This is a genomic window from Vescimonas coprocola, assembly GCF_018408575.1.
GTDB classification, from domain to species: domain Bacteria; phylum Bacillota; class Clostridia; order Oscillospirales; family Oscillospiraceae; genus Vescimonas; species Vescimonas coprocola.
On sequence record NZ_AP023418.1, the window covers coordinates 1564375 to 1589001 of the forward strand.

General features: G+C 51.0%; 27 protein-coding genes. 19 read left to right on the top strand and 8 right to left on the bottom strand.

Annotated elements, in window-relative coordinates; genetic code table 11:
- Positions 1 to 2 precede the first annotated feature (2 nt).
- The 6 genes from KJS28_RS07725 to KJS28_RS07750 form a co-directional block, all read right to left on the bottom strand.
- Complete coding sequence (locus KJS28_RS07725; protein WP_213540436.1) at positions 3 to 770, bottom strand: ABC transporter ATP-binding protein; 768 nt, start codon at positions 768 to 770, stop codon at positions 3 to 5.
- Positions 767 to 1570: an ABC transporter ATP-binding protein gene (locus KJS28_RS07730; protein ID WP_213540437.1), complete on the bottom strand. Its 804-nt coding sequence runs from the start codon at positions 1568 to 1570 to the stop codon at positions 767 to 769. The genes KJS28_RS07725 and KJS28_RS07730 overlap by 4 nt, the downstream gene beginning before the upstream one ends.
- The gene (locus KJS28_RS07735; RefSeq protein ID WP_213540438.1) at positions 1567 to 2391 is read right to left on the bottom strand and encodes an ABC transporter permease; all 825 of its coding nucleotides are present in this window, start codon (positions 2389 to 2391) and stop codon (positions 1567 to 1569) included. The genes KJS28_RS07730 and KJS28_RS07735 overlap by 4 nt, the downstream gene beginning before the upstream one ends.
- Positions 2381 to 3322: an ABC transporter permease gene (locus KJS28_RS07740; RefSeq protein WP_213540439.1), complete on the bottom strand. Its 942-nt coding sequence runs from the start codon at positions 3320 to 3322 to the stop codon at positions 2381 to 2383. Before KJS28_RS07740 ends, KJS28_RS07735 begins: the two co-directional genes overlap by 11 nt.
- A 97-nt stretch (positions 3323 to 3419) precedes the next feature.
- Positions 3420 to 5141 carry an ABC transporter ATP-binding protein gene (locus tag KJS28_RS07745; protein ID WP_178562957.1) on the bottom strand — a complete coding sequence of 574 codons (1722 nt, stop codon included), beginning with the start codon at positions 5139 to 5141 and terminating at the stop codon, positions 3420 to 3422.
- Positions 5141 to 6883: an ABC transporter ATP-binding protein gene (locus KJS28_RS07750; protein ID WP_228298478.1), complete on the bottom strand. Its 1743-nt coding sequence runs from the start codon at positions 6881 to 6883 to the stop codon at positions 5141 to 5143. The genes KJS28_RS07745 and KJS28_RS07750 overlap by 1 nt, the downstream gene beginning before the upstream one ends.
- A 156-nt stretch (positions 6884 to 7039) precedes the next feature.
- Here KJS28_RS07750 and KJS28_RS07755 point away from each other — a divergent pair, with 156 nt between their 5' ends.
- Positions 7040 to 7963: a helix-turn-helix domain-containing protein gene (locus KJS28_RS07755; RefSeq protein WP_213540441.1), complete on the top strand. Its 924-nt coding sequence runs from the start codon at positions 7040 to 7042 to the stop codon at positions 7961 to 7963.
- A gap of 84 nt (positions 7964 to 8047) precedes the next feature.
- On the opposite strand, the gene KJS28_RS07760 is transcribed toward KJS28_RS07755, so the two are convergent.
- Both KJS28_RS07760 and KJS28_RS07765 read right to left on the bottom strand, forming a co-directional pair.
- Positions 8048 to 8545 carry a hypothetical protein gene (locus tag KJS28_RS07760; protein ID WP_213540442.1) on the bottom strand — a complete coding sequence of 166 codons (498 nt, stop codon included), beginning with the start codon at positions 8543 to 8545 and terminating at the stop codon, positions 8048 to 8050.
- On the bottom strand, positions 8542 to 8937 hold the full coding sequence (locus KJS28_RS07765; protein WP_228298355.1) for a hypothetical protein: 396 nt from the start codon (positions 8935 to 8937) through the stop codon (positions 8542 to 8544). Before KJS28_RS07765 ends, KJS28_RS07760 begins: the two co-directional genes overlap by 4 nt.
- On the opposite strand from KJS28_RS07765, the gene KJS28_RS07770 reads away from it, so the two are divergent.
- From KJS28_RS07770 to KJS28_RS07855, 18 genes are all read left to right on the top strand, one after another.
- Positions 8938 to 9201, top strand: coding sequence for a hypothetical protein (locus KJS28_RS07770; RefSeq protein WP_213540443.1), 264 nt, complete (start codon positions 8938 to 8940; stop codon positions 9199 to 9201).
- Positions 9202 to 9395: 194 nt separating this feature from the next.
- Positions 9396 to 9974, top strand: coding sequence for a TetR/AcrR family transcriptional regulator (locus tag KJS28_RS07775; RefSeq protein WP_213540444.1), 579 nt, complete (start codon positions 9396 to 9398; stop codon positions 9972 to 9974).
- Positions 9975 to 10090: 116 nt separating this feature from the next.
- Positions 10091 to 10705, top strand: coding sequence for a class I SAM-dependent methyltransferase (locus KJS28_RS07780; protein WP_213540445.1), 615 nt, complete (start codon positions 10091 to 10093; stop codon positions 10703 to 10705).
- A 3-nt stretch (positions 10706 to 10708) separates the two neighbouring features.
- The gene (locus KJS28_RS07785) at positions 10709 to 11497 is read left to right on the top strand and encodes an alpha/beta fold hydrolase (RefSeq protein ID WP_213540446.1); all 789 of its coding nucleotides are present in this window, start codon (positions 10709 to 10711) and stop codon (positions 11495 to 11497) included.
- Position 11498: 1 nt separating this feature from the next.
- Positions 11499 to 12287, top strand: a complete 789-nt coding sequence (locus KJS28_RS07790) for a class I SAM-dependent methyltransferase (protein WP_213540447.1) — start codon at positions 11499 to 11501, stop codon at positions 12285 to 12287.
- A 6-nt stretch (positions 12288 to 12293) separates the two neighbouring features.
- Complete coding sequence (locus KJS28_RS07795) at positions 12294 to 12911, top strand: class I SAM-dependent methyltransferase (RefSeq protein WP_213540448.1); 618 nt, start codon at positions 12294 to 12296, stop codon at positions 12909 to 12911.
- Between the two features lie 3 nt (positions 12912 to 12914).
- A complete protein-coding gene (locus KJS28_RS07800) occupies positions 12915 to 13400 on the top strand; it encodes a hypothetical protein (protein ID WP_213540449.1) in 486 nt (161 codons plus the stop codon).
- Positions 13401 to 13413: 13 nt separating this feature from the next.
- Complete coding sequence (locus KJS28_RS07805; RefSeq protein ID WP_213540450.1) at positions 13414 to 14277, top strand: MBL fold metallo-hydrolase; 864 nt, start codon at positions 13414 to 13416, stop codon at positions 14275 to 14277.
- A 12-nt stretch (positions 14278 to 14289) separates the two neighbouring features.
- Positions 14290 to 15150 (top strand): class I SAM-dependent methyltransferase, encoded by an 861-nt coding sequence (locus KJS28_RS07810; protein ID WP_213540451.1) that lies wholly within the window; start codon positions 14290 to 14292, stop codon positions 15148 to 15150.
- Positions 15131 to 16063: an acyl-CoA thioester hydrolase/BAAT C-terminal domain-containing protein gene (locus KJS28_RS07815; protein ID WP_213540452.1), complete on the top strand. Its 933-nt coding sequence runs from the start codon at positions 15131 to 15133 to the stop codon at positions 16061 to 16063. Before KJS28_RS07810 ends, KJS28_RS07815 begins: the two co-directional genes overlap by 20 nt.
- A 1-nt stretch (position 16064) precedes the next feature.
- A complete protein-coding gene (locus tag KJS28_RS07820; RefSeq protein WP_213540453.1) occupies positions 16065 to 16715 on the top strand; it encodes an L-2-amino-thiazoline-4-carboxylic acid hydrolase in 651 nt (216 codons plus the stop codon).
- The gene (locus KJS28_RS07825; RefSeq protein WP_213540454.1) at positions 16712 to 17503 is read left to right on the top strand and encodes an alpha/beta hydrolase; all 792 of its coding nucleotides are present in this window, start codon (positions 16712 to 16714) and stop codon (positions 17501 to 17503) included. Before KJS28_RS07820 ends, KJS28_RS07825 begins: the two co-directional genes overlap by 4 nt.
- Entirely contained in the window at positions 17500 to 18204 is a 705-nt protein-coding gene (locus tag KJS28_RS07830) for an L-2-amino-thiazoline-4-carboxylic acid hydrolase (RefSeq protein ID WP_213540455.1), read from the top strand. The genes KJS28_RS07825 and KJS28_RS07830 overlap by 4 nt, the downstream gene beginning before the upstream one ends.
- 19 nt (positions 18205 to 18223) lie before the next feature.
- Positions 18224 to 19150 (top strand): ketopantoate reductase family protein, encoded by a 927-nt coding sequence (locus tag KJS28_RS07835; protein ID WP_213540456.1) that lies wholly within the window; start codon positions 18224 to 18226, stop codon positions 19148 to 19150.
- A 114-nt stretch (positions 19151 to 19264) separates the two neighbouring features.
- Entirely contained in the window at positions 19265 to 20242 is a 978-nt protein-coding gene (locus KJS28_RS07840; RefSeq protein WP_213540457.1) for a helix-turn-helix transcriptional regulator, read from the top strand.
- 73 nt (positions 20243 to 20315) lie between these two features.
- Positions 20316 to 21032: a hypothetical protein gene (locus KJS28_RS07845; RefSeq protein ID WP_213540458.1), complete on the top strand. Its 717-nt coding sequence runs from the start codon at positions 20316 to 20318 to the stop codon at positions 21030 to 21032.
- Between the two features lie 69 nt (positions 21033 to 21101).
- Complete coding sequence (locus KJS28_RS07850; protein ID WP_213540459.1) at positions 21102 to 22871, top strand: ABC transporter ATP-binding protein; 1770 nt, start codon at positions 21102 to 21104, stop codon at positions 22869 to 22871.
- 3 nt (positions 22872 to 22874) lie between these two features.
- On the top strand, positions 22875 to 24602 hold the full coding sequence (locus tag KJS28_RS07855; protein ID WP_213540460.1) for an ABC transporter ATP-binding protein: 1728 nt from the start codon (positions 22875 to 22877) through the stop codon (positions 24600 to 24602).
- Positions 24603 to 24627: the final 25 nt, after the last annotated feature.

The window sequence follows — 24627 nt, forward strand, 5'->3', positions numbered from 1 at the left end:
GTTTAACCCAAATATGGAGCAATAGAATGCAGCAGAAGCTTGGTATACGGATGTGTAAAGCAGTCTGTCGAACCGTGAAATGTACGGTCTTCGATAATCTTACCGCAGCGCATCACCATCACACGGTCTGCAAGATATAGCGCAACGTCCAGGTCATGGGTAATGAAAAAGCAAGTCATTTTTCGCTCCTGATGGAGTCGCTTCAGCAAATCAAGAATATGTTTACGAACCAGGACATCCAGCCCACTGACTGCTTCATCAAAAATCAACACATCCGGTTGAGCCGCTAACGCTCTTGCAATACATACACGTTTTTGTTGTCCACCGGATAGCTCATGAGCTTTTCGCAGCTTGATCTCTTCGGGAGGCTCCATCATGGTAAGAAGATCATTGATTTCCCGTTCTTCTTCCTTTTTGCTGAGTTTTCTGAAATTGCGAATTGGCTCTGCAATGATTTGATATACCGTAAAGCGAGGGTCCATTGCTCCCTTGCCATCCTGAAGAATCAGCTGTATTTTAGATCGCAGTACCTGCTTTTGCTTGCCCCGGCAGAGGGAAATGTTTTTTCCTTCAAACAGTACCTCTCCAGAAGATGGAACCAGAAGACCGCACATGAGCTGAGCCAAAGTGCTTTTACCAGATCCGCTTTCTCCTACCAAAGCGCAAAATGAACCATTCTGAATAGTAAAATCTACATGATCAACGGCCAGAAGCTCGTTGCTTGTGCCTTGTTCGTGAAATTCTTTTGATAGGTTGTTGACTTTAATCATGATTCCGCCCCTTTCGTGAAAGCACAGGAAAGGGAGTAAGCTTCAATCAGCGACCTTGTGTAAGGTTCTGTGGTATGATCGAAGACAGATTGAACTTCACCGGATTCTATAATTTTTCCTTCTTTCATCACCAACACGTTTCCACCTAATTGAAGAGCTGTTGCGAAATCATGAGTTACCATAAAAATCCCAACTCCATTTGCTTTCATCTGCGAAAATAAATCTATGATTCCATTTCTGTGAATCACATCCAAAGCAGTTGTCGGCTCATCGGCAAGCACGAATTTTGCATCAAGCATCATAGCCATTGCGATAATGACACGCTGAAGCATTCCTCCGGAAAGCATATGGGGGTATGCTCTGTATACCCTGTCAGGATCATCTAAGCCTACATCATGCAGAAGCCGCAGAATATAGTTGTAACGCTGCTGGCGGGATTTGTCGGAATGAAGCCGTAGCGTTTCATCCATCTGTCTGCCAATACGCATAGAAGGGTCCAATGCAGTCATTGGATTTTGCGGGATATAGACAATCTGGTTTCCGTATATTCCTCGTCTCTGCTTTTCTGACGAATTCAAAAGATCAGTCTCGCCGAAGAAAACGGAACCCGACACCTTAAATTTTTTAGGGTCCAATAAGTTTAGCACCGCACTACAGGTCATTGTTTTGCCGCTGCCTGACTGGCCTAACAAGATCAAAGACTCTCCTTCTTTGATTGCAAAGGATATTTCAGAAACCAAGTTATCCGTACCTGACCGAAGATTAATGCTTAAATGATCAATCATAAGTGATGGCATCATAGGCTGTCCTCCTCCGGCGTCAGAATATCACGGAGTGCTTCTCCAAATAAATTGAAGCCTGCTGCCGTTACGAAGATGCACAAGCCTGGGTAGATTAGCAATTCCGGATGAGAGTAAAGCGCTGTCCTGGCATCATTTAACATGGCACCCCATTCCGGTGTGCCGGAGGGAAGGCCAAGTCCGAGGAAAGCAAAGCTGGAAACCATAATGATGGAAGAAGCGACACCAGTGGAAACATACACAAGAAACTGTGGCAGAATGTTAGGAATCAGATGTCTGAAGACCAGCTTTCCTGTATTGCACCCAGAAATTCGGGCTGCCAGGATATAATCTTTACCCATTTCTTGAACGGAATAAGATCTGACAACACGAACAAACCAAGCCCAGGTCGCTATCACAACAGAAACGGCAATGTTTTGGAGTCCGTTCCCCAGAACGCCTATGACAGCAATAGCAATGATAAGAGAAGGAAAAGCAATAAACACATCACAGAGTATAGTAATGAAATGGTCTGCTTTTTTTCCAGCACAGGCGCTAAAAGTACCGACAATCAGACCAATCACAGACAAAATCAGCAGCACAGGTAAACTGATTCCGATGGAATATCTGGCTCCATACAGCAGCCTTGATAAGGTACACCTGCCCAATTGATCTGTTCCAAGAGGGTATTCTGCGTCAGGCTGAGCATACTTTTGCGATAAATTCACCAATTCAGGGTCGTGAGGCGAAAAAGCAGGTGCTGCAATCGCAATTACAATCACAATAGCAATCAGGCCCAGACCGATGATTGCCTGCGGCCTTTTGAGTAGCTTATGTATCATTTTCTTCCCTCACCATCCATGGACAAAGCAGACGGTTGATTATGTCTGCCATGAAATTTGCGACGACAAAAATTGCTGCAATGACGACTATACAGGTAGAAACTGCAATCGTATCTGCTGCAATCACACTGTCCACCAGATAAGTTCCGATTCCCTTGATTGAAAAAACACTTTCGATTACCGCCCCTCCGGCAATTAGAAAGCCGAATTGCTGAAAGAAAATTGTAACAACAGGCGGTAAGGCATTTCGCAGAATGTGGCATACCAGAATTCTGTTGGCAGATAGTCCACGGGCTTTTGCAAACCGAACATAATCAGAAGATAATTCAGCCAGAAGAGAGGAACGCATAATTCGGATGAGTGAACACGAACTGGGAACCGCCAGGGCAAATGAAGGTAGTAAAAAGCCCCTCCAACCTGGACTTGGTAAGACACTGAACCATTTCAGATGAATCGCAAAGAACAGTAGAAGAAGGAATCCCAGCCAGAAAGTTGGCACACAAATACCGCAGATAGTAATGCCTCTGGTAACCTGATCGAAAAGGCGGTTCCGCTTTCTGGCACAGAGCAAACTAATCGGAACGGTGAGCGCGATAATCCATAGAATGGCCATCCCTACAAGAGATGTGGTCGCAGCCAGATACTTGTGCAGATCCTTTACAATCGGTTGATGAGTGGTCAAAGAAGTCCCAAGTTCTCCTGTAAACATTCCGGAAAGCCACTGAATATATCGCACAGGGAGAGGTTGATCCAATCCCATTTCCACCCGAATCATCTCAATCTGTTCCGGCGTAGGATTGGATACGCCTCGGTGTGCAATAATTTCTGCAGGATCTTTTCCGGACCAAGCAATCAACAAAAAACTTAGAATGCTGACGCCTACCAGCACAATGAGGAAGCTAATGATCCTTTTTCCAATATATTTCTTCAAATAATGCACCTCCTCACATCAGAAATCAGTTAGACATAGTTAACCAAATGCCTTTATGTTACCCTTCAGTGCGGTCTGCATCTGAAGGGTAACCTGCTTAGTAGTTAAATTTCTCTGCCAGATTGGACTTTTCAATCATCTTTCTATATGTGGGCGACTGTTTCAGCAGATGAGCATGTTTTCCACAGGCTTCTACCGTACCTGCTTTCATAACGACGATCTTATCTGCATTTTCAATAGACTTCAGTCTGTGTGAAATAACAATCACGGTCTTGCCTTGAATCAAATGATTTAATCCAGTCTGTATCTGGACTTCTGTTTCCACATCTAACGATGCAGCAATCTCATCCAGAATGATAATTGGAGCATCCTTCAGGATTGCTCTGGCAATGGACAGCCGCTGACGTTCTCCGCCGGAGAGTTTGGCTCCATTTTCCCCGATTATTGTCTGGTAGGTGTCTGGCAGACGGCTGACAAACTCATTGCAACCAGCCAGTTTTGCAGCTCGTATTACTTCTTCGTCAGAAGCATCCAGCCGCCCAAGGCGAATATTTTCCATAATAGAAGTATTAAATAGAATGACTTCCTGAAAAACAATGGAAACATACTTGAACAAGCTATCAGTGTGAATTTCTCGTATGTCGGTTCCTCCGATCTGAACGGTACCGGAATCTGCATCATATAGTCTGCTGATGAGCTTAAGCATTGTTGTTTTTCCGCAGCCGCTGGGACCGACCAATGCGGTTACCTGTCCTTGCTCCGCCGTAAAGGATGCATGGCGAATCACCTGGGTGTCTTTCTGGTAGGAAAAACAAACATCCTTTATTTCTACATTGAAATCTGAAAGGACTGCCTTTTCTCCACCCTGAAGTTCATGATTCTTGATTTCACCAATCCGGGCAATTCTTGCGTCCAAATAAAAGATTTCCGTCAGATAGAGCAAAACACCACCCATGGCCCCGCTGAGTTTCGCCGCCATAATAATATAGCCCAGAAGAATCAGGATACTTACCTGACCGGAGGCGAGCATTGAAAGGCCAACAGTCGCCGTGATTCCAATAGGAAGAATAGATAAAGTCTGGCCGATTGTAACAGGAATCGTCTGGGTGATCTGAGCTTTCCATTGAAGATTTTCTGACTCATCCAACTGCTGGTCCATTTGAGCTTCTACTTTTTCTTTCAACCCATAGCTTTTAATTTCCTGATTCAGTTCGATTGCATTCTGAAAGCTTTCGGAAATATCTCTCAACTTATCATAATGTTTATTTACATCTCTGACCTGCAGTTTCTTTGTCAGGAAAAGAACCGAAGCAGAAGTAAGAACGGGAAGCAATACACAGAGACCTAATTTCCAATTCATGATCAGAAGGGCTACGCTGATAACCAAAAAGTAAATTGCAAACCCTATGGAATTAGCCACTGCGTTCGCAAAAGCATGCTCAATCGAAGCCACATCTGCCATGATTGTTTGAGCAAGGTCAGACAAATTGTGCTTTGAAAAATAGGATAGGGGCAGTTTGGAAAGCTGTTCCGCCAGATCAATTCTTAAATTTGCAGATTCCTGGTAGGTTTCATCATAGGTCGTTTTATAGTTATAGTTAATAACTAAGTACATCACCAGGGTCGCTGCCAGCATAAACAGGAGATATACCACCGGTTTCCCGGTATTTCCATTCAACAGCCTGTCTGCAAACAGAAAAACACAGATCATCGGCGGTACAAAAGAAACATAATAGAGAAAGAATGACCAGATTGATTTTGCAAGGCCCTTCACACCCGAATCACTCAGCTGGAAGGCTCTTTTTAGATATGTCTTCATCATGCCAACCTCCACTGATTTGCCTTGCAGTATACATCCTGAAAATCCTTATAACGTCCATTGCAGGCCATCAGTTCATTGTGGGTTCCCTGTTCCACAACTTTTCCATTCTGGACAAACAGGATCTGGTCTACATTCTGAATAGAGGACAGCCTGTGTGCAATCATGATAACTGTTTTGCCACTCATCAGTTTTTGGAAAGCCTGCTGCAACTCGTATTCATTTTCCGGATCTGCAGCTGCAGAAGCCTCATCCATAATGACGATATTCGCATTCTTTAGAATAGCCCTCGCAATGGCGATCCTTTGCACCTCACCACCGGAAAGGTATACGTCCTTTGCCCCTATGACGGTCATCTCCCGCTGGGGAAATTTGTCAAGGATGGATGTGCAGTTCGCTGCGTCAAGTGCATCCATAATCTGCCGCCGTGTTGCCTGAGGATTTCCGATTCGGACATTTTCGTAAATTGAGGCCTTTAGTAATTGACTGCGCTGGAAAACAAATGCGATGTTCTGAATGAGAGCTTTTTCAGAATAACTCTGAATGTTCTTTCCACCAATCAGAATTTCGCCGCCATCGACAGGATAAAAACCTGAAATCAGCTTTGCAATGGTAGATTTTCCTCCCCCGGAAGACCCGATGAGCGCATAAGTTTTATTCTGATGAAGTGTCAGGCTGAAATCCTTCAGCACGAAGTTGTCATCATACTTAAAGTCAACATGACGAAATTCAATATTGAAATCTTGGAAGGTCTCTTCGTTTCCATGTGGAAGCTTTGCCTGATCCATAGAAGTAGTCAGCTCATCAAGCTGATTCAGCGTATTTTGTGCGCCAAAGTTATCCTGCCCCGTAAACATGATCGATGTGAAAGAAGTAAATACAGCTCCGGAGAACACAGCAAAGAAAACAATCTTTGCCAGGATTAGCATAGCAGGTTCTCCATAGCTGATGAATACAACTGCGGCTGGTACAGCAAAAGCATAAAACACGTTGAACAGAACCTGGAATCCGACGTAGGGATTCTTACAGCTGAGGCTATACTGATAGACGTACTGTTTGTACTCTTTGATCGAGTTAATCAGAGTTTTGTAATACTGTACAGTTACACCGAAGATTTTTATGATCTGCATTCCTCTGACATATTCTACTGTTGCCGCACTCATTTTTTGAAGCGCCGCTGAATAGCCAGACAGAAATTCAGTACCACCGGACATTTTACGATACTGAAGAACACCAATCACAGTTGTAAGGATCAGGAGAATACCAAGGCGATAGTCTATTGCAAACATCAGCACAAACATTAACACCGGCGTCATAACAGCAGTGACGTTGTCCGGAATCAAATGGGCCACTGTTTTGTGTGTTTCTGCTGCGTTATCATCAATAATTTTTCGAATCTCTCCAGAGCTGTTATGGTCAAAAAAGGAAGAAGAGGCATCCAATAATTTATGAAGCCCATTTTTCCTTAAGTTTGTTTCAAGCCGGAAGCCTAAGTAGTGGGAACACGTTGCCGATGCAATGTTGAGAATACCTCGTAAAATCATAAGTATGACTACAATAATTGCGTCATACATAGCCTTCTCATATACGGGAATAACCAGAATAGACACAATGGACTGCCACAGAAACCAATATGCTCCCATATATGAGCAGACGGCAGCGGCAGATAGTGCCATGGAGAAATATGCCCAAATTCTTTTATCTTGGACATAATGAAATAGTTTTTTATATAAACTGCGCATTGACTTCAAATATACACCTCTTTTTGCTTAAAAACGGTTTGACATGCATCACCTCTTTCATTATAATTAGTTTTAGCTAACTGTAAAGGGCAAAACAGATATAAAGTCTAAACAAGGTATTAATAAATCTAAACGAGGTATCTTTGGGAGGAGCCAATGATAGAAGTTAAACGAGATGATTTCTTTGTTGAATCGATAAAGAATCCAATAGAGTACGGAACATATTATAAGATCAACCCAAAATATGGAACCGGATTTCAATGGACGAGTGAGGTTCACCACGATTTCATCATTACAGCGACAGATATAAGATTTAACCAGGAAACTATGGTCGGAGAACATATTGGGTCTGGTTATGTACTTGCTCTCTATATTAGTGGCGCAGGAGATGAATTCTATCCGTATCAAAATATTTCTCCGAATACATTGCGCTGCTATGAACCATCTGAAAAGTATAAAGCTATTTATCATCCTCAGATTCCATTAAGATGTATTACCGTGCAGGTTGACCAGGAATTTATTGATCAGTATCTCCAGGAAATTTCCGGTGATCTTGAAGTGAACTTTTCTGATTTTTTCAAAGAAAAAGGGAAATTCTATTTACCAAATGTTAATCATGCTATGCAAAGCCTATATGAGTATCTGCTTTCCATGAAAGCGTCCAGAATTACAGTAGAAGCAAAAATATATGAAATCATCTCTTATCTTGCTTCATATTTGAAAGAAAACAGACTAAATGAAGAGAATGGCCAGCCCATTAACAAAACAGATTTGCAGGCATTAGCTGAACTAACGCATTACATGGACGAACATTACAGTTTTAATATTACGTTGCAGACGCTTTCCACCATTGCATGTATGAGTGAAAGCAAAATGAAAAAGCTATTTAAGTCAGTTTATAATATGTCCATTACTGAATACATTCAGAGGAAAAGGATCTCTGTAGCCGAGCATATGCTTATTCAGACCGACCTCACCATTGCGGAAATTTCAAGAATTGTTGGATACTCCAACCCCAGTAGATTGATTGAAATATTCAAAAGGTATTATGGATTTACTCCCTCAAAATACAGAAAATAAAAGTGTTATACTAATTTGGATAAACCTAACCCTCTAAAAATCAACCAAATCAATCGTTATGAGGTGACGCATACAAGCGTCACCTCATTTCTTTTTGGAAATTTCATCTTGAAAGCATCTGTGAAAGGTGGGAATGTCCTCCGGGTAGAGCAGATCGGAAAGAAACCGAAGCCAGACAACCGACTTTCCTGCTTGTGGATTGTAGCCGATGGGAAACCGGCTGCGCACGATCTCAGACCGTCCCGCAAGGAAACTGCCGTCAATGCGGAGCGTCCCGTTCTGCACATGAATTTCATCCGGATTCGGCGGAAAGCTCTCTGCATGAACCACCAGCTTCATGATCTCCACGATATTGGAAATGGTGCGCAGAATGTTTTTTGCGGCACAGCACTCCAGCTCGGCATAGATCTTCTCTTTCAGCAGCAGCAGCGGGTCTGTCAGCCGCCTATCCGGTGTGAAGAATGCGTTGTCCGCATAGATGAGCTTGTTTTTCGATAGAAACTCCCGGCAAAAAGCTGCCTCATTGACATCCTTGCCATCGAACCATGCTGAAAAATCCAACCCGGCATACTTCTTGTTCACGCTGCATTCCTCCCATTGATTGTTTCCTTGAGCTTGTCCAACCGACCATCTACAAGCAGATAACTGACAACCTCGGCACGTTCATGGGAATCCCCGGCGCACAGAATATCCAAGTAATACTCCGCCTCGTCCAGCTTTTGACAGGCTTCCACGAACCGCTTATCCGGTGCTTTTGCTGCATATTGCACCTTCCATCTCCGCAGGACACGGGCGTAATTGGATAGAACAGAAAAGCACAGCCGCTCGTTTTCTCTGAGTTGCTGTGCTTCTGCTTCTTCCTGCACCACGCTGAAAAGCGTCTGAACAGCGCGATTTACCGCTTTCTCACCCGCAATGGCATTGACCGTTACGATCCGGCGCGCTTTCTGGACTACAAGCTGGAAGTTCTGCAAATGCTGCTGTACTGTCTGCCGAGGTTCGACCCGGAGCAGGAAACGGAGTTCCTGAAATACGCGAAACACTATGTCCGGGACGGGCTGCTGTTCTGCCGCATGATGGTCGAAGCCGGTTCCTTTGCCAGCCTTGCGGAGTATCGGCACGTGCGGCAGATTGGCGCGATCTATAACAATTCGGCAAAAACTGCGCAGAAGTCATTTCCGAGTTTGCCGTCCAAAGCGGATACAAGGATGAAGGCGTATCTGCGGATGAACTGCTGACCATTGCCCAGCGCAACCACAGCATTGCCGAAGGCGAGATTGCTGAAATCCGTGGTTGTGCCGTTTGAGATGGAAAGGCTGGATCTGATTTGATCATGATGGAAAGCAAAACGACGCCGTTGACAACATCTTCGGATCGTGCTACAATTTGACTGAAATGAACAATGTGGTCATAAATCCAAGGAGCGTGCGCAGTGGCTTTTACAGATGAACAGAATGAACAGATCCGCAAAGACCTGATCCGGGAAGCCCGGCGCTGCGGCATTACCATCGGGATGCGGAAAACCTCAGTGGAGCAGCTGACAAATTCCGTCGGTATTTCCAAGGGATCGTTTTATAAATTCTTTGATTCCAAGGAGCTGCTGTTTTTCGCCGTGCTGGAGGATATCCATACAGAGTGTTTCGCAGCGGCGCAGAAGTCTTTGCAGGAAAATACAGCCTTATTGCCTACCGACCGCGCGGCAGCGGCGATCCTGGCGGCCTGTCGGTGGCTGGCCGAGACGAAAGCCTTTGTGTTCATCGAAAATGACGCGGATTTTCTCCTGCACCGACTGCCGGAGGAAGTGAAGACCGCTCACTATCACGACGACGAGGCCCACATCCGTGCCCTGCTGGAAGGGGGCGGCTTGCAGCCGAAGGGCGGCATGGCACTGGCAGCGGCCACGGTGCGCGGCTTGATTTTAACCGTCTCCCATCAGGAGCAGATCGGGGCGCTTTACCCGCAGGTGCTGGAAACGCTGGTGCGCGGCGCTTGCCGGGAACTATTTGAATAAGCGGAAAGGCCGCAGCGATGCGGCTTTTCAAAAGGAATACAGTTAGCTTACCCTAACTCGCTTGTGTCATCTGTGTGAGTTAGAGGAGTTTAACATCTCGTTGTGAGGGCGAAATCATGAGGAACAGTCAAAATTTCTGGGATAAAAACGCCGGGCGGTACGACCGCTTCATGCGCAAGGACGCAGCGGCTTACGAGCGGCTGTACGAGCTGCTGCGCCCCGTGGTGCAGCACAAAACCGTGCTGGAACTGGCGACCGGCACGGGGCTGATCGCCAAAAATATCGTCCGCTCTGCTGACCATATTGAAGCTACCGACGCATCCCAAGAGATGATTGAGCAGGCAAAACAGGGCGTAAAATCTACGAAGCTCTATTTTTCGGTGCAGGATATGTTCCACCTGCCTTATGCCGACGAAAGCTTTGACGTAGTCATCGTGGCCAATGCGCTGCATATCGTGCCGGAGCCGGAGAGGGCATTGTCGGAGATTCGCCGGGTGCTGAAGGATGACGGCATGTTGGTTGCGCCGACCTTCACCCATGCGGATAACGCTTTCTTCGGAAAGGTCAAAGCATTTTTCATGAAGCTGGCGGGCTTTCCGCTGCACAGCAAATGGACGAGTGCAGATTACCTTTCGTTCCTGCGGGAAAACGGCTGGACGGTGCGGAAAAGCACCGTGCTGAAAACCTCGTTCCCGCTGACCTACGCAGAGTGCGTGAAATCGGAGGGGTGAGCCATGCAGATATTGGAACACGGGCAGGCGCAGGAGCGGACGCTGCTGTTTTTCCCCTGCACGGCAGAGCCTGTATGGGCTTTTGCCGACACGATCACGCTGCTTTCTCAGAGATGGCATGTTTTTCAGGTGGTGTATGACGGCCATCAGCCGGAGTATCCCGGGGATTTCACCTCAGTCGAGCAGACCGTGGACGAGGTGATCTCCTATCTGAAAAGCCGCGGCGTCTCCCGACTGGATGCGGCCTATGGCTGTTCCATGGGCGGTGCCTGTCTGACCCGTATGCTGGCATTGGGGAAAATGCCCATCAGCCGAGCCATCATTGATGGCGGGATCACACCCTATCAGCTGCCCTTCTTGGTGCGAAAGCTGCTGCTGGCGCGGGATGTGCTGTCTTTCAAAATGGCGGCAAACAGCCGAAAGGTACTGGAAGCGGCTTTTCCGCCGGAACGGTTTACCCCCGCAGGGCACGACCCTAAAAAGGAATACGACGCCATGGAAGCCTATCTGAAAACCTTTTCAGACCGGACGATTCGCAACATATTCTGGTCCGCCAACAACTATGCGCTTCCGAAGTGCCCTGCGAAAATCGACACAAAAATCACCTACTGGTATGGCGACGACGAAAAGAAGGACCGCAGACGCAACATTCAATTTATCAAGCACTATTTTCCGCAGACTCGCATCCACGGTATTCCCAAGATGGCCCATGCGGAGTTGGTGATGGTGCATCCGGAGGAGTTCTGCCGGTATGCGGAAAAATTTCTGGCTTTGCAAGCGGAGGAAGTATGACATGAAAGAAAAAATCAAACTCTCCGGCGTGCCGGAGACCATGCTGCAAACCGTTTATGCAAGGGCGAAAGAGAGCAGCGGCAGAGGTGCGATCCACGACGCAAAAGCGGAGGGAATCATCGAGAAGCTGGACTACGATTTTTCCCTTGCGGACAAGGATACGGCCATGCGCAGCGGCGTCATTGCCCGAACCATCGTGCTCGACCGGATGACGAAGGAATGGCTTGCGTCGCACCCCGGCGCGGTGGTGGTCAACATCGCCTGCGGGCTGGATACCCGCTGCTACCGGATGTCGGGTTACGCACATTGGTATAACCTCGACCTGCCGGAAACGATGGCGGTGCGGGAAAAGCTTCTGCCGGAAAGCGGCACGATTTCGCAGATTACCATGTCCGCCATGGAAGATTGGGGCAGCGAAATCAGCGAGCAGAATGTGCCGGTGCTGATCGTCGTCGAGGGACTGACCATGTACCTTTCCGAGAGGAACATACAGCGTATTTTCACGGTGATTTCCAGCCGGTTTTCCAACGCCACAGTCTTTGTGGAAACCATGAATCCTACGATAGTGCGGCACTTCAAGGAGAAATCCATTGACGCAAGCAACGCAAAATTCAACTGGGGAATCAAGAATGGGAAAACACTTGCCGAACTGCTGCCGGATTTTCGCTTTGTGGAGGAACACAGCCTGACGGAGGGCATGGCGGCATTTGTACCGATCTATAAGTTGCTGGACAGGCTGCCCGCCGTGCGGAGTATTTCCAATAAAATCGTTGTACTGAAAAAGGAGTGACGGAAGATGTCGTTTTTTGAAAACACCCGCAAGCCTGTGGGGCTTGGCGGGAAGCTCATGGTCACCATGATGAATTTGGGTCACAGCCCTGTGGTGCGGTGGGGGCTTCAATTTCTGAATGCTGCGCCGGATGCCAAGGTGCTGGACTGCGGCTGCGGCGGTGGGGCAAACATCAAGAGACTTCTGAAAAAATACCCGCAAGGGATCGTGAAGGGTATCGACTATTCGCCCGTCAGCGTGGAGAAATCCAAAAAGGTCAATGAAACTGCCGTTACAAAAGGACGCTGCGACGTGTTGCAAGGCAATGTGGCGGATATGATCTTCGCAGATGACTGGTTCGATGCGGTCACAGCTTTTGAAACCGTTTATTTCTGGCCTGATCTGCCGCAGTGCTTCCTGGAGGTTTACCGGGTGCTGAAGCCCAACGGGACCTTTCTCATCTGCAACGAGAGCAATGGCGACTCGGACAAGGACGAGAAGTGGACGGAGATTATCGGCGGTATGACCATATACAGCGGCGATGAGCTGAAAACATTTCTGGAAAACGCCGGATTCTGCAATGTTCAAATCCATAAAAACAAAATGGGCTGGCTCTGCGTGACAGGACAGAAGCGGGAGAAATAAGGAATGTTGCTGCAAACGATTCTGGAAGGACTGGGGCTGGGGGCGTTGCTGGTCTTGGTGTGCGCTGTCGGCATCCACAAGGGCGCTGTCGGCATGGCGCATTTGTATGACTCGAAGGTACAGGAACGATGCGTTGCGCTGGGTCTGACCACAAAAGAAAAGATCAAGCAAAACTCGCTGCGCTTCAAGCTGATCTGCGTTCCGGGATATCTTGCTTATGTGCTGATTTGCGTGTATGCCATCAACGGTGCGCAGACATTTTGGGGCGGCTTCTGGCAGTGCTTTGTAATCCTGTCTGTGATGAATCTCATCGACCGGCTTGGCATCGACGGCTATTGGGTCGGACACACCAAGGCATGGGTGATACCGGGGACAGAGGATCTGATGCCGTACATCTCGAAAGCAGGCAAGCAGAAGAAATGGCTGTTCGGAACACTGGGAATGGCCATGATTTCTTTGCTCCTTGCGGGACTCGGGCTGCTGCTGTAAGGAGGAAATACCGATGTCAAAGAAAGCGACTGAATTTCAGAAAAGAGAAATGAGCAAGATGTACCGCGGCAAGGAGATATTCAAGCCGCTGAACACCGGCTGGGTGGATGAGCGCGTGGCCTGCGTGCGGGAGTGGGTGGCGAACATCTTCTTCTACCGCAAGGGCGACACCACCATCATGATCGATGCCGGGTACAACTACGACCGGCTGGCAGAAAAAATGGGCTGGCTGGGCATCGACCCGCAGTCCATCCGGCACATCCTCATCACTCATCAGGACACCGACCACGTGGGCGCGGTGGAGTCAGACAGCCCCGGTTTGTTCCGGAGCGCAAAGCTCTATATCGGCGAGATTGAAAACCGGTATCTCACCGGCGAGGTGCGGCGAAAAGTCATATATCATCTCTATAAATTGCCGCAGGTCACAATTAACAACGAAAAGGTGCTGCTGCATGACGGCGAGACTTTCGAGATTGACGGCATCAAAATTGAGTGCTTTCTCGTCCCCGGCCATACATGGGGGCATATGGTCTATCTTATTGACGACAAATATCTCTTCACCGGCGATACTATCTGGTTCGGCGCGGACGGCGGCTACAGTTTCATTTCCTCTCTGGCAGAGGACAACAAACTGGCGGTGAAGTCGCTGGCGGCACTGGAGCAGAAGCTGCAAAGCCGTGGATTACACCCGCTGTTCCTCACCGGCCACACCGGCTGGACGGACAATTTTGACTTTGCCTTTGGCCATAAGGACAAGCTTTGCTCACCGTTCCGAAAGCGGGTTCCCGACCCCACCGCGCCTTACGACGCCTACGATGAATCAGACGATACGGAGGAAGTGGCGAGGGCCGGGTATCTTCAGGCTGTGGGGCGATAAAGGAGGATGACTGTGCGCTATAAAATTGAAAAGAACACGGTGCAGGAGATGCTGATCATTCCGCTGTACGCACGGAAAATGTGCTCCGAGCTGTACCCCAATTTGTACCGGGATGAGGCGGTGCGGCGGCTGGTAAACGCGGTCGACTATGATTTTTCCGCCTTGGAGAAAAAATCCCGCAATTTGATGCAGCGCTTCGGCTTCCTTGAGGTCGCCATGCGGCAGAACGACCTTGCCTACGAGGTGCGGGATTATCTGAAAACGCGCCCCACGGCAGCAGTGGTAAACCTCGGCTGTGGGCTGGACTGCACCGGCCGCACCTGCGACAACGGACACTGCAAAATCTACAATCTGGACTTTCCGGATGTCATTGCGGTGCGGAATCAGCTGCTTCCCTCCGGAGATCGGGAAACGAACATCCCCTGCGACCTGAATGACACAGCGTGGCTTGACAAAATCGACGCCTCCGGCGGCGCGGTCTTTTTTGCGGCGGGAGTGTTCTACTATTTCCTAAAGGAGCAGGTAAAAACACTGGTACGTGCTATGGCAGACGCCTTTCAAGGCGGCGTACTTGTGTTTGACGCCGCCAACGAAAAGGCGGTGAAACTGATGCTGAAAACATGGCTGAAGGATGCGGAAATCAAGGATGTGGGCGCGTACTTTGCCGTTTCGGACGCGAAAAGCGAGATCGGTGCGTGGGACAGCAGTTTGCGGGTCTCCAGCCGGGGCTATATGCTGGGCTACAACGATCTGAAAGGCCCGTCAGTCAGCGGCTTTTTCCGCTTCCTTGCCCGGGTCGGCGATGGGATGATGAGAATGCAGATCGTAAAAATCAAATTTAGAGGGGAAAGCGATGAAGCATCAGCACTTTGATGTGGGAACCGTCGGCTTTTACGGCGCATACTGGGCGTGTGCCGGCGGATCGGACTGCGCGGTCATTGCGATGATTGGTGACGATCCGGAGGATCGGCTTGTGCGTTCAGCCGTGAAATGGCTCTGCGGGCGGGGCGTAAATGTGCTCACCATGTCGCCTGCGAAAAAGGATTACGGCCATCATAATTATCCGCTGGAGCGTGTGGAGACGGCCATTTCGTGGCTGAAAGTCAACGGCAACCATAAAATTGGCATTGCCGGTGCATCGACTACGGGAACGCTGGCGCTGACAGCGGCTGCCATGTTCCCGGATGTTACCCTGACCATTGCCATGACGCCCAGCGATTTTGTGTGGCAGGGTTTTATGCAGGGCAAAAGGGACGGCTGCAAGGAATGGCCGGTCGAGGGTGAATCGCTGTTCTCCTACCGGGGCAAACTGCTGCCCTATATGCCGTTTTGCTATCAGCACCCGGACTATTGGCACTGTATCGCCGCCGAGAGCAAACGCACCGGCGATATGGTAAACTCCCGCAAGCTGTTTGACGATTCCGAGGCGGCGCACCCGATCGAGCCGGAAGAATACATTCCCGTTGAAAACATCCGGGGAAAGCTGCTGCTGATCGGCGCGGAGGACGATGCGCTGTGGGACACCGCAAAGTATATCCGCCGGATGGAAAAGCGCCTTGCCGAAAAACCGCATGAATGCGAGATTGAGATGATGGTTTATGCCCACGGCACCCACTTCGTTTTCCCGGAGGGAATGCTGAAAATCATGCTGCCGATTGGCTCCGGTCTATTTGTGAAGTTCGCATTTCAGGCAGCAAAAAAATATCCGAAGGAATGCCGCCAGACCCGGATAGACATCGAGAAACGGATGTGCCGGGTGTTAGCGGAATGGAAAGGAGCAAAGTGAGATGCGTTGGACGGGAATGCCCATGGCCATGTGGGTGCTGTTTGCAAAGTCATTTGAAAAGCAACTGACAGAGGTGTTTGGTTATGATGCTAAAACCGCAAAAGCAATCCGAAAGACCGCAAAGCTCAGGTACAAAGAAATCATCGCCAAATTGCCGGAGTTTGAAAAGGGTGACCGCTTCCAATTGAACATCATTGGCTGCGCCATGCTGGGGGCGTTCGTTCTCTGTATGCCGAGGCGGCCGGATACGGAGTCGCTAACGGTATACTATGAGAAAGCTCAGATGACGCCGCTGATGAAGTGGTTCTGCCGCAAGAGCGGAAAAAACAAGTTTACCCCCAAAGATATTTCCGGCATGAAGGCGACCGCCACCTTGAAAGCCGCCGACCGCAACCCATATTCGTGGAACATGGAGTTTTACGAATATCCCGACGGCAGCGGCTATGAGGGACGCTTCACCAAATGCGGCATCTGTGTGCTGATGAAAAAGCTGGGGCTATATGACCTCACTCCCGCGCTGTGCCGTCTGGACTACACCATGAGCGAGGCGGGCGGCGTGACCGACTTTGTGCGGCAGTACACCCTCGCCTCCGGTGGACCCTACTGCGACTGCGGGTATAAGAAGAAACGGCTGCAAGAGGACAGAGCATGAAATACTTTGAGTTCGGGCAGGAGCATCCGGAGCTGATGGTCATGCTTCATGGCGGCGGGGTGTGCTATCGCGGCGCACTGCCGGTGGCAGAGGAGATGGCGAAAACCTACCATGTGGTGCTGGTGGCCTACGACGGCTTCAATCCCGATGAGCCGGAGACGCAGTTCCGGTCCGTGCCGGATGAGGCAAGGCGGCTGGGCGATTATATCGTGGAGCGCTACGGCGGAAAGATTGACATTCTCTACGGCGTGTCCTACGGAACATTCGTCCTCATGGACGTGCTGGCCGATAAGTGGCTGACCATCACGACTACCATTGCTAACGGTATGCCCACCATGGACTACGCCGACATCAAAAGCCCGGTTTTGCAGAACCTCTACATATTCTTCCTGACCGGCTTTTCCTATTGGCTCATCGGGAAGGCAGGCCCCATCCGGAAGAAGCTCGTCTGCAAGATGATGGGCCGCACGGAGGAATCCTTCGACCGCATCGTCTACAAAGACGCCACCTGGCAGAGCTGGGTCAATCAGGACAAGTACATGATCGGGCGGCACCGGAATTTTGATCTTTTCAAGCGCACGGACATGTACATCTGGCACGGCATTGCAAGCTCGACGGAAAAGAAGCTGGCGAAACATGTCAGAGCGTGGCAGGACAAGGGCTATGCCTTTACCTACAAGGTTTTTCCCAATATGGGTCACGGCACACTGGCGGGCGAACACCCGCGGGAGTTTTCAAAAGAGGTGCAGGCGGCGCACCAGTGCAGCCTGCAAAAGGAGAAGCGATGAGAGACAACAAACTGCAATTCAATCGCAGCTGCCATGTGCTGTATTCCAAAGCCTGCAAAAAGCAGATTCAATCGAAGATTGCCCTGCATTATCCGGAAGCGCAGCGCGAGGCCGTCTGGGAGCGGGTGCAGCGGCAGTATGTGGAATTTCTCTCGGACTGGCGGACGGACTTGGGCGGGAAGAAAAACTTTCACAACGGCGCGGGCGGCACTTACGACTGCATCGCTATCATGAGCTATTATGCCGTGTGCCGGGATGTTGTCTCCTTCCGGGAGATCGAAGAGATCGAGGAAAACCTGATTCTGCCTACCTTCCGTAAGCTCTCCCGATTTGTGGACTGCAACAAACCGTTTTTTAAGAGGCTGATGTATTGGGCCTTTCAGAACGCCGAAAAGCAGTGCGCCAAGTGGCACGATTACGAGATGCACGTTGCGCCCTATGATAAAGATAAACCTATCTATTATGAGTTCAACGCCTGCCCGGCGGCGGAGTTTGCCATCAAGCACGGTCTGACGGACATCATGCCCGCCCTGTGCAATGTGGACTTTGCGTCCATGGAGTTGCTTCACGCAAGGCTTGTCCGGAAAACCACCTGCGTGGACGGCTGCAGGTGCGACTATACCATCTGCGGCGACAAAGACCCGTACTTAAACGACCATCCCGAATACCGCGATGCGGCAGGGTATCGCAGAAACCGATAAGGAAAAGGAGAAAGTGGCCATGAAGTTTTTGGTATTCGGCGCCGGCGTTCTGGGGTGTAATCTGGCGAACAATCTGTTCCGCGCAGGAAAGGATGTCACGCTGCTGGCAAGAGGCCCATGGGCAGATGAGATTCGGCGAAACGGGCTGCGGATCAAAAATACACTTTCCCGCCGCACGGCAGTCAGCCCCATTCCGGTGGCAGCGGAGCTTTTGCCGGGAGACGACTATGATGTAATTTTTGTGGCTGTGCGGTACACGCAGATCGAAACAATTCTCGAAACTCTGCGGGCAAGCCTGGCGAAAACGATGATCTTTGTGGGCAACAATGTGCGCGCCTCGGAAACGGCAGCGCTTTTGCTGGAGAAGAACGTGCTGTTTGCCTTTACCAGCGCCGCCGGACACAGAGAAAGCAATTATGTGGCCTCGGTAGACCTTCGCAAGATTACCATCGGGCCGCTGCGGAATGCGCCGTCGCAGGAAGCGCTGGTTCAGGAAATCTTTGCAGGCACGAAGTATAAGGTCACCTACGAGCCGAACATGGAGGACTATCTCCTGTGCCACGCTGCGTTTGTGCTCCCGGCGGTTTTTGCCTGCTACAAGACCGACGGCGACCTGAAAAAGCTGAAAAGGGACAACGCTTATCTGAATCGCCTGATCGATGCGAATATCGAGGGTTACCGGGCAATCCGAAACGCCGGTCACGAGATTCTGCCGGATGCAGACAAGGAATTTGAGGATGCAGCATACCGCAAGACCTGCTTTCGCTTTTTTAAGCTCATGTGTGCAACGGCTTTAGGGAAAATCTGTGCGTCCGACCATGCCATGAACGCGGTGGACGAAATGAGCGCACTGAATCGGGACATGAAAGCATTTTTTGACGTGACCGGCGCAAAGTATCCGGTCTGGAAAACGCTGGAAGCAGAATGTGGGAGCTATCTGCGGTAAAAAAGCGACCGGCTGGTCAGAGCTACGCTCCCTGCGGGGTTCGTTGCTTAAATTTGTGCGGTCGAGGAGCAGGGCAACAAATGCAGATTGCAGAGATTTGATTGAATAAACAATATGATTGACATCTTTTTTCATGACAAAACGGGCGTGGTTTCCGGCTTCCCCGGACAAATAGATGGTTTTGAACATGCGGATGGTAACGGAGAAATCCACTACTACCGGCTGTTTGACGGCGTGGGCGTGATGCTGATGCAGCTGGAAATGGGATCGTATACGGAGATCCGCACACAGGTCGGCGTGCTGGAAGTCAACTTCTGCATCAACGGACGCTTCGAAACCAGCTTTTCCATGCGCAGTCATGTTCTGCTGAAACCGGGAGACATGGCGATCAGCTGCTACGATGGGCTGCACGGGACAAAGTCGGAGTCACACTTTCCGCTTGGCTATTACGAGGGCCTTTGTCTCGAAATCGACCCCGCAGCCGCAGGACACTGGATACGTCTGAATGCTCCGGCATTTTCCATAGACTTTACCGCGCTCAAGCAGAATCTTCTGGGCAGCAAGTGGTATATGGTCGGCCCCGCCGGTCTGCGCTGCGAGCATGTATTCCGTGAGCTTTATGAAAGCGCCTCCTACGCAGAGCGCGGCTTTTTGCAGCTGAAGGTTCTGGAGCTGATGCTGCTGCTGGGCCGCATTCCGCAGGAACGTGCTGCGGATCCGTATTGCTCTGCAGAGCAGACGGCACTGGCACACCATCTCCGGGATCATCTGCTGACGAACCGGGAGGGATATGTGTCCCTTGCCCAGCTGGCGGCAGAGCACGCGATTTCCGTGTCGCACCTGCAAAAGCTGTTCAAGCAGACCTATGGTATGCCTGTCTACCATTACATCAAGGAATACCGTCTGGAGCAAGCAGCGGTGGAGCTGGTTCGCAGCAGGAAGCCTATTACAGAGATCGCCCAGCACGCAGGATATGACAACGCCAGCAAATTTTCGGAGAGCTTTAAAAAGCGGTACGGGAAGACACCGTCCCGCTATCGCGCTGATAAAACGAATGCAGTAAAACGGAGCATAGAAACCAAAACGGAGTAGTTTGAAAACGCGAATCATGTTAGAATGCCCAGTAGTTAGAGCACACTAACCAAAGAACTTCAGGAGGTACTGTATGAAAAAGAAATTTGCTGCTTTTGCGCTTTGCTTAATCTGCCTGCTGTCGGCTGCTGGCTGTGGTCAGGCGAAAACAGATACACAGACACCGCCGACGGCGGACCAGAGCGCGGTGACCGACGACTATCTGACCACCATCAGCGGTACTTATGTGGAGTTATTCCCAGAACTGTCGAAATCCGAGTATCGGAGTATCTGGATCGATGCCACCACGCCGATAGTAGGCGCTGAGAACGCAGAGACCACAACGGATATGCTGCTGGGAATGTGCATGGCGGAGCCTTACGGCCCGGTAGCCGCAGAAAAATATGCCTCAGACCCGAACAGCATGGCCTTTAACTGCTATTTTCTGGGCGGCGTTGACAAGTTTGTGATGGACGGTCACACCATCACCGGTCTGGATGCACAGGGGCAGGAGGTTTTCTCCCGCACCTACAAGCTGCTGGATGAGGAAAATGAAAACGGCTTTATCTTCTATCAGAGCGAGGATGAAAATTCCGGCCAGTTTACCTATTTCGCCTTCTCGCCCGACACCATGGAAACCACCTATCATCTGGAATTCCGTTATGCAGAGGATCTGAGTGATCTGCAAAGCTGGTTCGAGGGCAATTACGCCTACTGGAACGCGGCGGCGATTGCGGAAGATTATGATCAGGCAACCATGAAGCATGTCATTGAACTTTTCACCACGGAAAATTTGTCTGCGGCAGAATAAACGGCGCCTGCGCACCCGCTTGATTCAGGCGGGTGCGCAGGGGAGCTTATCGGTAAGGATGTGATTTTATTGAAAAAACAATCTGACTTTTCCCGCCTGATGGGCTATGCGGGCAGGTATCGGGTTTTTACCTATGCCTCCTGGGTGCTTTCCGCCATCAGCGCGCTGACGGCGCTGGTGCCGTTCCTCTATATCTGGATGATTCTGCGGGATGTACTGGCCGCTGCGCCGGATTATGCGCAGGCGGTGAACATTCCTCATTACGGCTGGATGGCAGTGCTGTTTGCGGTGCTGGCTTACCTCATTTACATTGCGGCACTGATGTGCTCCCATCTGTCGGCGTTCCGGGTGGCGACCAATCTGCGGCTGGCGGTGTCGGAGCATTTGGCGGTGCTGCCGCTGGGCTTTGCCGAGACCTTTGGCAGCGGCAAGCTGCGTAAGATCATCCATGAGAGCACCGGAGCCGCCGAGACCTATCTGGCCCACCAGCTGCCCGACCAGTACAACGCCATCGCCACCCCGGTGGGGCTGCTGGTCTTGCTGCTGGCGTTCGACTGGCGGCTGGGGCTGCTGAGCCTTGCGCCGGTGGTGCTGGCTTTCCTCATTATGGCGACCATGACCGGCAAGCGGATGGTTGAAAAAATGCGGCAGTACGGCAACGCGCTGGAGGCCATGTCCAACGAGGCAGTGGAATACGTCCGGGGCATTCCGGTGGTCAAAACCTTCGGGCAGAGTGTGTTTTCCTTCAAAAAATTCAAGACCGCCATTGATGAGTACGAAAAGTGGGTCATCTCCTACACCAAAGACCTGCGCCTGCCCATGATGTTCTACACCGCCGCCGTCAACGGCGTGTTCGCCTTTCTGATTGCAGGCGGGCTGCTGTTCACGACACACGGCGTGACCCCGGAATTTCTGCTGAACCTGCTGTTCTATATCATCATCACGCCGGTGATCTCCCTGACCTTGACCCGCATAATGTACATGAGCGAGAACAAGATGGTGGTAGCGGATGCGCTGGCACGCATCGACTCGGTGCTGGAGGCAGCACCCATGCAGGTTCAGGCTGTTCCGCAGCACCCGCAGGATGCTTCTGTCGCGCTGCAGAATGTGCATTTCAGCTATGACGGAAAAACCGAGGTCATTAAGGGCGTTTCGCTGGAGATTCAGCCGGGACAGACTGTGGCTTTTGTAGGTCCCTCCGGCGGCGGAAAATCCACGCTGGCAAACCTTGTCTGCCGGTTCTTTGATGTGCAGAACGGCAGCGTCCGAGTAGGCGGAGCGGATGTGTGGGCAATCCCCAAGGAAGAGCTGATGGATACCATCTCCTTTGTGTTCCAGAACAGCCGCCTGCTCAAGGGCAGCATTCTGGATAATGTCCGTCTGGGCAGACCGCAGGCCACCGAAGCCGAGGTGCTGGCAGCGTTGAAAGCGGCGCAGTGCATGGATATTATCGAAAAGTTCCCGGAGGGCATCCATACCGTTATCGGCACCAAGGGCTTGTATCTGTCCGGCGGCGAGCAGCAGCGCATCGCCATTGCCCGTGCTATGCTGAAAAATGCGCCCATCCTGATTCTGGACGAGGCCACCGCTTTTGCCGACCCGGACAATGAAGCTAAGGTGCAGGCAGCCTTTGCCCGGCTTGCCAAGGGCAAAACCGTGCTGATGATCGCACACCGCCTGTCTACCGTAGCCAACGCCGACTGCATCTATGTGGTGCAGGATGGGCAAATTGCAGAATCCGGAACAAAGGACGAACTGTGCGCGCAGAACGGCCTGTTTGCCCGGATGTGGCAGGATTATCAGGCCTCGGTGCAGTGGAAGGTCGCAAAGGAGGGGTAAAAGATGATCGGAAAAATTCAACACGCCACAGCCAGCTCCCCGGAGGGCGCAAAAGGGCTTGTAAAGGGCGTTCTGGCCTGTGCGTTCCAAAACATGGCATTCATGTTGCCCACCGGGCTGCTGTATCTCTTGGTAAAAGACATGCTTGCAGGCTCCACGAGCGGGAGAAAAGGTTTTTATCTGCTGGGGTGTGCGGCCTGCTTTGCGCTGATCCTGCTGACCACATGGTTCCAGTACAATGGCACCTATTTTACGACCTATAAAGAGAGCGGCACCCGCCGCCTGACCCTTGCGGAACGGCTGCGCAAGCTGCCCCTGTCCTTTTTCGGCAAGCGGGACCTTGCCGACCTAACCAGCACCATCATGGCAGACTGCGAGGTGTTGGAAAAGGACTGCTCCCACTTCATCCCCGGTCTATTCGGTTCCCTCATCTCCACGGTGCTCATTGCTCTGAGCCTGTTCGCCTTTGACGGACGGATGGCTCTGGCAGCATTGTGGGTCATACCGGTATCCGTTGCCATCGTGGTGGGCAGCTACCGGGTGCAGGACAAGGTGCAGGCCAAGACCATGGCGGCGAAAATGGCCTGTGCGGACGGCATTCAGGAGTACATCGAGACTCTCCGGGACCTGAAAGCCAGCAATGCGGAGCAGCGTTATCTGTCCGGTCTTTCCGGCAAAATTCGGGCTGTGGAAAAGCAGTCCACCGCAGCAGAACTGGAAACAGCGCTGTTTGTGTCCTCTGCGGGCATGGTGCTCAAGCTGGGCATTGCGTCGGTGGCACTCACTGGCTCGGTGCTGCTGGTGCAGGGCAGCATCGACGTGCTGACTCTGTTTCTGTTCCTGATGGCGGCATCCCGGATGTACGACCCTATGCAGGGCGCATTGCAGAATCTGGCGGCGGTCATCGCCATGCGCACCAATGTGGGGCGGATGAACGAGATTCTGGACGCTCCCCTGCAGACCGGCAGCGAGCAGCTGACCAATCAGGGCTGTGATATCGTGTTCGACCATGTGGGCTTTGCCTACAACTCCGGCGAGACGGTGCTGCGGGATGTCTCCTTTACCGCAAAGCAGGGGGAGGTCACGGCACTGGTGGGCCCCTCCGGCGGCGGCAAGACCACCGTTTCCCGGCTGGCGGCACGGTTCTGGGACTACCAGAAGGGCCGCATCACCGTGGGCGGCATGGAGGTTTCCCGAATCGACCCGGAAAAGCTTATGAGCCTGTATTCCATCGTCTTTCAGGATGTGACCCTGTTTGACAACACGATACTGGAAAACATTCGTCTGGGGCGCAAAGGTGCCACCGACGAGGAGGTCCTTGCGGCGGCAAAGCTGGCAAACTGCGAGGAATTTGCCGAAAAGCTGCCGGACAAGTGGAACACCAACATCGGGGAAAACGGCTGCGCCCTTTCCGGCGGCGAGCGTCAGCGCATTTCCATTGCCCGCGCCTTCCTGAAGGATGCGCCCATCATTCTGCTGGACGAAGCCACCGCCAGTCTGGATGTGGAGAACGAAACTGCCATTCAGGAGGCACTTTCCCGGCTCATAAAACACAAAACTGTCCTTATCATTGCCCACCGGATGCGCACCGTAGCCGGGGCGGACAAAATCGTGGTGCTGTCCGACGGCGTGGTGGCCGAACAGGGCGCACCCGATGCACTTTATGCCCGGAACGGCCAGTACACCCACATGGTGGATCTGCAGACCGAAAGCCAGCGCTGGGCCATCTGACCCAATTCAAAACAGCCCCCGGCAC

Coding starts and splice junctions, on each gene's coding strand:
- KJS28_RS07725 (WP_213540436.1), bottom strand. CDS start 770: ATGATTAAAGTCAACAACCTATCAAAAGAATTTCACGAACAAGGCACA.
- KJS28_RS07730 (WP_213540437.1), bottom strand. CDS start 1,570: ATGATGCCATCACTTATGATTGATCATTTAAGCATTAATCTTCGGTCA.
- KJS28_RS07735 (WP_213540438.1), bottom strand. CDS start 2,391: ATGATACATAAGCTACTCAAAAGGCCGCAGGCAATCATCGGTCTGGGC.
- KJS28_RS07745 (WP_178562957.1), bottom strand. CDS start 5,141: ATGAAGACATATCTAAAAAGAGCCTTCCAGCTGAGTGATTCGGGTGTG.
- KJS28_RS07750 (WP_228298478.1), bottom strand. CDS start 6,883: ATGCGCAGTTTATATAAAAAACTATTTCATTATGTCCAAGATAAAAGA.
- KJS28_RS07755 (WP_213540441.1), top strand. CDS start 7,040: ATGATAGAAGTTAAACGAGATGATTTCTTTGTTGAATCGATAAAGAAT.
- KJS28_RS07770 (WP_213540443.1), top strand. CDS start 8,938: ATGCTGCTGTACTGTCTGCCGAGGTTCGACCCGGAGCAGGAAACGGAG.
- KJS28_RS07780 (WP_213540445.1), top strand. CDS start 10,091: ATGAGGAACAGTCAAAATTTCTGGGATAAAAACGCCGGGCGGTACGAC.
- KJS28_RS07785 (WP_213540446.1), top strand. CDS start 10,709: ATGCAGATATTGGAACACGGGCAGGCGCAGGAGCGGACGCTGCTGTTT.
- KJS28_RS07790 (WP_213540447.1), top strand. CDS start 11,499: ATGAAAGAAAAAATCAAACTCTCCGGCGTGCCGGAGACCATGCTGCAA.
- KJS28_RS07795 (WP_213540448.1), top strand. CDS start 12,294: ATGTCGTTTTTTGAAAACACCCGCAAGCCTGTGGGGCTTGGCGGGAAG.
- KJS28_RS07800 (WP_213540449.1), top strand. CDS start 12,915: ATGTTGCTGCAAACGATTCTGGAAGGACTGGGGCTGGGGGCGTTGCTG.
- KJS28_RS07805 (WP_213540450.1), top strand. CDS start 13,414: ATGTCAAAGAAAGCGACTGAATTTCAGAAAAGAGAAATGAGCAAGATG.
- KJS28_RS07815 (WP_213540452.1), top strand. CDS start 15,131: ATGAAGCATCAGCACTTTGATGTGGGAACCGTCGGCTTTTACGGCGCA.
- KJS28_RS07820 (WP_213540453.1), top strand. CDS start 16,065: ATGCGTTGGACGGGAATGCCCATGGCCATGTGGGTGCTGTTTGCAAAG.
- KJS28_RS07825 (WP_213540454.1), top strand. CDS start 16,712: ATGAAATACTTTGAGTTCGGGCAGGAGCATCCGGAGCTGATGGTCATG.
- KJS28_RS07830 (WP_213540455.1), top strand. CDS start 17,500: ATGAGAGACAACAAACTGCAATTCAATCGCAGCTGCCATGTGCTGTAT.
- KJS28_RS07835 (WP_213540456.1), top strand. CDS start 18,224: ATGAAGTTTTTGGTATTCGGCGCCGGCGTTCTGGGGTGTAATCTGGCG.
- KJS28_RS07840 (WP_213540457.1), top strand. CDS start 19,265: ATGATTGACATCTTTTTTCATGACAAAACGGGCGTGGTTTCCGGCTTC.
- KJS28_RS07845 (WP_213540458.1), top strand. CDS start 20,316: ATGAAAAAGAAATTTGCTGCTTTTGCGCTTTGCTTAATCTGCCTGCTG.
- KJS28_RS07855 (WP_213540460.1), top strand. CDS start 22,875: ATGATCGGAAAAATTCAACACGCCACAGCCAGCTCCCCGGAGGGCGCA.